The 4,529-nt window shown below is 56.8% G+C and carries 4 protein-coding genes and 1 CRISPR repeat array; of the genes, 3 read left to right on the top strand and 1 reads right to left on the bottom strand.

The window, feature by feature from the left end; genetic code table 11:
• The first annotated feature begins 199 nt into the window (after positions 1–199).
• The gene (locus NW849_RS13895) at positions 200–1,228 is read left to right on the top strand and encodes an ABC transporter permease (protein WP_414358385.1); all 1,029 of its coding nucleotides are present in this window, start codon (positions 200–202) and stop codon (positions 1,226–1,228) included.
• 24 nt (positions 1,229–1,252) lie between these two features.
• On the opposite strand, the gene NW849_RS13900 is transcribed toward NW849_RS13895, so the two are convergent.
• Positions 1,253–2,248, bottom strand: a complete 996-nt coding sequence (locus NW849_RS13900; protein ID WP_414358388.1) for an AAA family ATPase — start codon at positions 2,246–2,248, stop codon at positions 1,253–1,255.
• A 130-nt stretch (positions 2,249–2,378) separates the two neighbouring features.
• On the opposite strand from NW849_RS13900, the gene NW849_RS13905 reads away from it, so the two are divergent.
• Together NW849_RS13905 and NW849_RS13910 are read left to right on the top strand one after the other, a co-directional pair.
• Complete coding sequence (locus tag NW849_RS13905) at positions 2,379–2,819, top strand: RrF2 family transcriptional regulator (RefSeq protein ID WP_011432485.1); 441 nt, start codon at positions 2,379–2,381, stop codon at positions 2,817–2,819.
• Positions 2,820–2,896: 77 nt separating this feature from the next.
• Positions 2,897–3,811, top strand: a complete 915-nt coding sequence (locus NW849_RS13910; RefSeq protein WP_414358392.1) for a S1 RNA-binding domain-containing protein — start codon at positions 2,897–2,899, stop codon at positions 3,809–3,811.
• Between the two features lie 43 nt (positions 3,812–3,854).
• Positions 3,855–4,320: a CRISPR direct-repeat array (repeat unit 35 nt; unit sequence GTGCTCAACGCCTTACGGCAATCAGAGGAAAATCA).
• Positions 4,321–4,529: the final 209 nt, after the last annotated feature.

Below are 4,529 nucleotides of genomic sequence, written 5' to 3' on the forward strand. Positions count from 1 at the left end.
GAATGTGATTGCGCTCTTGGGGGCTGTCGTAAACCAGCCTAGAGGTCCGGGCTTGTTTTGTTCTCTGGTAGAGCAGAGCAGGCTCAGGGCTACTGAAAGCCCGCTCCGTACCGCTTAGCGGTCGGAGCCGGGTAGTTTACCATAGTTCGACAAGAATCCAACTCAAAGAGCGCACCACTTAAGGTATCCATCTGCATCTGTGGCTGTAACCTCCTCTCCGCCTTCCCGTTCCCGCGCTTTTGACCTTTGGCCTCCCCTGGCCTTAGTTTTGCAGCGGATCACCCAAGCCGTACCGGTGCTGCTGTTGATCACGCTGCTCAGTTTTTTGCTGTTGCAACTGGCCCCCGGAGATTTTTTGGATCCCTTGCGGGCGGATCCCAGTGTCAGCCAGGAGTTTATTGCCCAAGAGGAAGCACGGCTGGGGTTGGATAAGCCCTTGGTTTGGCAGTATTTGACCTGGCTGGGCAACCTGCTGCAGGGGGATTTCGGCATGAGCTATACCTACCGGGTTCCTGTGTTGGGGTTGATCGCCTCTCGGGCTGGGGCCACCCTGCTGCTGGCGGTGTCTTCCATTTTGCTCACCTGGATGATCTCCATTCCCCTTGGGATCCTGGGGGCGCTGCGGCAGAACACTCCCTTGGATCGGGCGCTACAGTTGTTCAGCTATCTGGGTCAGGCCATGCCCAGCTTTGTGCTGGCCATTTTGCTGCTGATCGTGGCCCAGAATGTCGGCTGGCTGCCGGTGGGGGGCATGACCAGCGTGGATTTTGCCGAGCTGAGTATCGGGGAAAAACTGCTGGATTTGGGCCGCCACCTGCTTCTGCCCACCCTCGCCTTGAGCATCACCAGCTTTGCCGGGCTGCAGCGGATTACGCGGGGCAATTTCTTGGATGTGCTGCGGCAGGAATACATCCAGGCGGCGCGGGCCCGTGGGATCCCAGAGTGGCGGGTGATCTGGTTGCACGCGCTGCGCAACGCCGTCAACCCCTTGATCACGATCTTGGGCTTTGAGTTTGCCAATCTGCTCAGCGGTTCCTTTATCGCCGAGTTTTTCTTCAATTGGCCGGGGCTGGGCAAGCTGCTCTTGGAAGCTGTTCAAAGTTTCGATATCAATGTGGTGATGGCGGGGCTTCTGCTGGGGGCCATCATGCTCATTCTGGGCAATTTGTTGGCCGATTTGCTCCTGATGTGGGTGGATCCCCGGATCCGACCCGACTCACTGCTGTAGTTAACCATTGCTGCTACGGATCCCTCAAACAGGCGGCTCAATTGTGGAGACAATATCTCGAATCACCGCCTCAGCCTCTTGCCGTCGGTTGCCGGCCATCTCTCCCGACCCGGCCAGAGAAACCCGATGGGTCAGTACCGGCACGAACAGTGCTTGCAGATCTTCTGGTAGACAAAAGCTGCGCCCTTTCACCAGCGCCTGAGCCCGTGCTGCCCGCGCCAAGGCCAGGGCTCCACGGGTGGATACCCCCGCCCGCAGCAGCTTGGACACGCGAGTGGCCTGCACCACCTGCAGAAGATAGTCCGCCAGGGATCCATCCAAATACACCTGATCCACCGCCGACTGAATCTCTCGCAACTCTATCAGGGAGAGAACCGGCTGCAGAGCATCCACCGGCTCGGCCTGTTGCCGTTGCAAGAGTAAAGCTCGCTCTACCTCAGGGCTGGGGTAGCCAATCGACAGCCGTACCAAAAACCGATCCAACTGGCTTTCTGGGAGGGGATAGGTGCCGTGGTACTCCAAAGGATTTTGGGTGGCCAACACCATAAATGGGCTGGGCAGCGGGTAGGTGCGATCGTCCAGCGAAACCTGCTTTTCCGCCATTGCCTCCAGCAGGGCACTTTGGGTGCGGGGCGAGGTGCGATTGATTTCATCCGCCAAGACCACGTGGGCAAAAATGGGGCCGGGACGAAATTCAAAATCCCCTTTTTCTTTGTTGAAAAGGGTGAGGCCAAGGATATCTGTCGGCAATAGGTCGCTGGTAAATTGAATCCGCTGAAACTTGGCTCCCAAACTGTGGGCGATGGCCCGCGCCAAAGTGGTCTTGCCTACACCGGGCACATCTTCAAGCAAAACATGACCTTCCGCAACCAAGGCCGTGACCACCGCCTGCACCACCTGCGATTTGCCCTGAAACACGGATTCGATATTGGCAATCAGCTTGCCAATCTGTTGGTGCAAGGTTTGTAATCGCTCCGCTGGGATCCGTGCTGAACCAGACCGGGTGCTGACACTCGCCATAAACCATTCCCAAAGGGGCCTATTCCACCTTACAGGCTGGATCCCATTGCCAGCTCAGGGCGGGATCCCGCTAAACCCCAGTGAAAAACCGGAGTATCATAGACCTAAGCCCTCCACAAGGATGGATATCTTGGAACTGTCTTGCAAAAGTGAATATGCTCTCCTGGCCCTTCTGGAATTGGCCCAGCACTACAGCGATGGCCAGGTGCTGCAGATTAAAGAAATTGCGGCTCATCAGTCCATACCCGACCGCTACTTGGAGCAATTGCTGGCCACCTTGCGCAGACAGGGGTTGGTGCGCAGCCAACGGGGATCCAAGGGAGGCTACTTCCTGGCCCGAGCACCCTGGCAGATCTCGCTGCTGGATGTTATCCAGGCCATCGAGGGGGAAGATCTCAGCCGCTCCCGCGACTTGCCCTCGGGCGATCTCACCCCAGAGCGGGAAGTGCTCCTGAAGGCCTGGCAAGATGCCCAAGCTGCGGCGGTAGCCATTCTCCAGAAGACCACCCTACAAGACCTCTGCGACCGGCAGGCACAACAGCAACAGGCTCGGCTCATGTACTACATCTAGGCCAGAGGCTGGAGCTGGGATCCTTGGAAGGTTTTGGGTTATCCTGAAACCCACTGCTTTTTGAATTGAGCCCTTCCATGACCGTTCGCTCTTCTCGCTCTCAGGCTGCCGATACGTTTTTCGCGGAAGATTTTGCCCAGGCTTTAGACAAGCAAAACCTCAGCTTTCAACCGGGGCAGGTGGTGCAAGGCCGCATCTTCCAACATCAGAACGATGGCGCTCTGGTGGATATTGGCGGCAAATCCCCGGCCTTTTTGCCCCTCAAGGAAGCAGGGATCCGCCCAGGGGAAGATTTGAGTGCGCTCTTTCCTTTAAAGACAGAAGCCGAGTTTCTCATCCTGCGGGAAGATGCAGAAGGACAAATTGTGCTCTCGGCGCGGCGGCTGAGGCTGAAGCGGCTTTGGGAAGAGCTGGCCCAGAAGCAAGCCAACGGCCAGACGGTAACCGTTCCGGTGATCGCCACCAACAAAGGGGGGGTGGTGGTGGATGTGCAGGGGCTGCGCGGCTTCATTCCCCGCTCCCACCTCAGCCAACGGGAAAGTCTGGAGGAGTTGGTGGGGCAATCCTTGACAGCAAGCTTTATCGAGGTGAACCCAGAAGCCAACAAGCTGGTGCTCTCCCAAAGGGCGGCTGTAAAGTCCGAGAACCTGAGCCGCTACACCAATGGCCAAGTGGTGGAAGGCAAAGTCAGCGGACTAAAACCCTTCGGTGTGTTTGTGGACCTGGAAGAAGGGATAACCGGGCTGTTGCACATCAAGCAGGTCAGCCAAAGTTTTGTAGCCTCGCTACCGGATTTGTTCAAACCAGGCCAACGCATCAAAGCTGTTGTCATCGATGTGGATGAGGCCAAGGGACGGATGGCCCTCTCCCTGCGGGTGCTGGAAAAGCATCCGGGTGAGGTGCTGGAGCAGCTGGACAGGGTTATGGAGGAGGCCGAAGAGCGGGCCGGTAAACTCAAGGGGAGAATAACATCCGACGGCCAAGTCATCTGATCCCATCTCTGCCTCGAGTTCGGATGCAAAACCTGCAGAGGGAAAGCAAGACGCCTTACGGCAATCAGAGGAAAATCACACCTGACTGGTTATCTCCAGCAGCCAGGCCCGGTCGTGCTCAACGCCTTACGGCAATCAGAGGAAAATCACAGGAGCCAGAGGAGGACGATGAGCCGGCGCCGCTTCCGTGCTCAACGCCTTACGGCAATCAGAGGAAAATCACAACATACCTTGAACACCCCACTTCAAAGCTTTTGAAGTGCTCAACGCCTTACGGCAATCAGAGGAAAATCACCTGACTACAGCCCCGCCGATAAGCCGTGGGACATTGTGCTCAACGCCTTACGGCAATCAGAGGAAAATCACACTACTGGTCTACCAGAGGGCACGCGGCCGGCTCTACGTGCTCAACGCCTTACGGCAATCAGAGGAAAATCATTGCCCACTTCGTCAACTGCGCGCTACGCTCCAGTAGTGCTCAACGCCTTACGGCAATCAGAGGAAAATCACTTCTCACGGCTTAGTTTGGGCAAATTTCCGTCCAGGCTAACTCCGGCACATCATCACCTTCAAGAGTTCGGAGTGAGTATCTTCGCCAGCGAGTATCCCGCGATCCCACGTGATCAACCCAATACGGCAAGGTCAGGATCCCATCCTCATCTTGAATTAGCCATCTTCCCCCTGAAGGGACTTTCTGAATTGGTCTTACCGAGTTAAC

Source organism: Synechococcus sp. R55.3 (genome assembly GCF_047461975.1).
GTDB lineage: Bacteria > Cyanobacteriota > Cyanobacteriia > Thermostichales > Thermostichaceae > Thermostichus.

Excerpts from the sequence above, each read along its gene's own strand:
- NW849_RS13900 (WP_414358388.1), bottom strand. The coding sequence starts at position 2,248 with ATGGCGAGTGTCAGCACCCGGTCTGGTTCAGCACGGATCCCAGCGGAG.
- NW849_RS13910 (WP_414358392.1), top strand. The coding sequence starts at position 2,897 with ATGACCGTTCGCTCTTCTCGCTCTCAGGCTGCCGATACGTTTTTCGCG.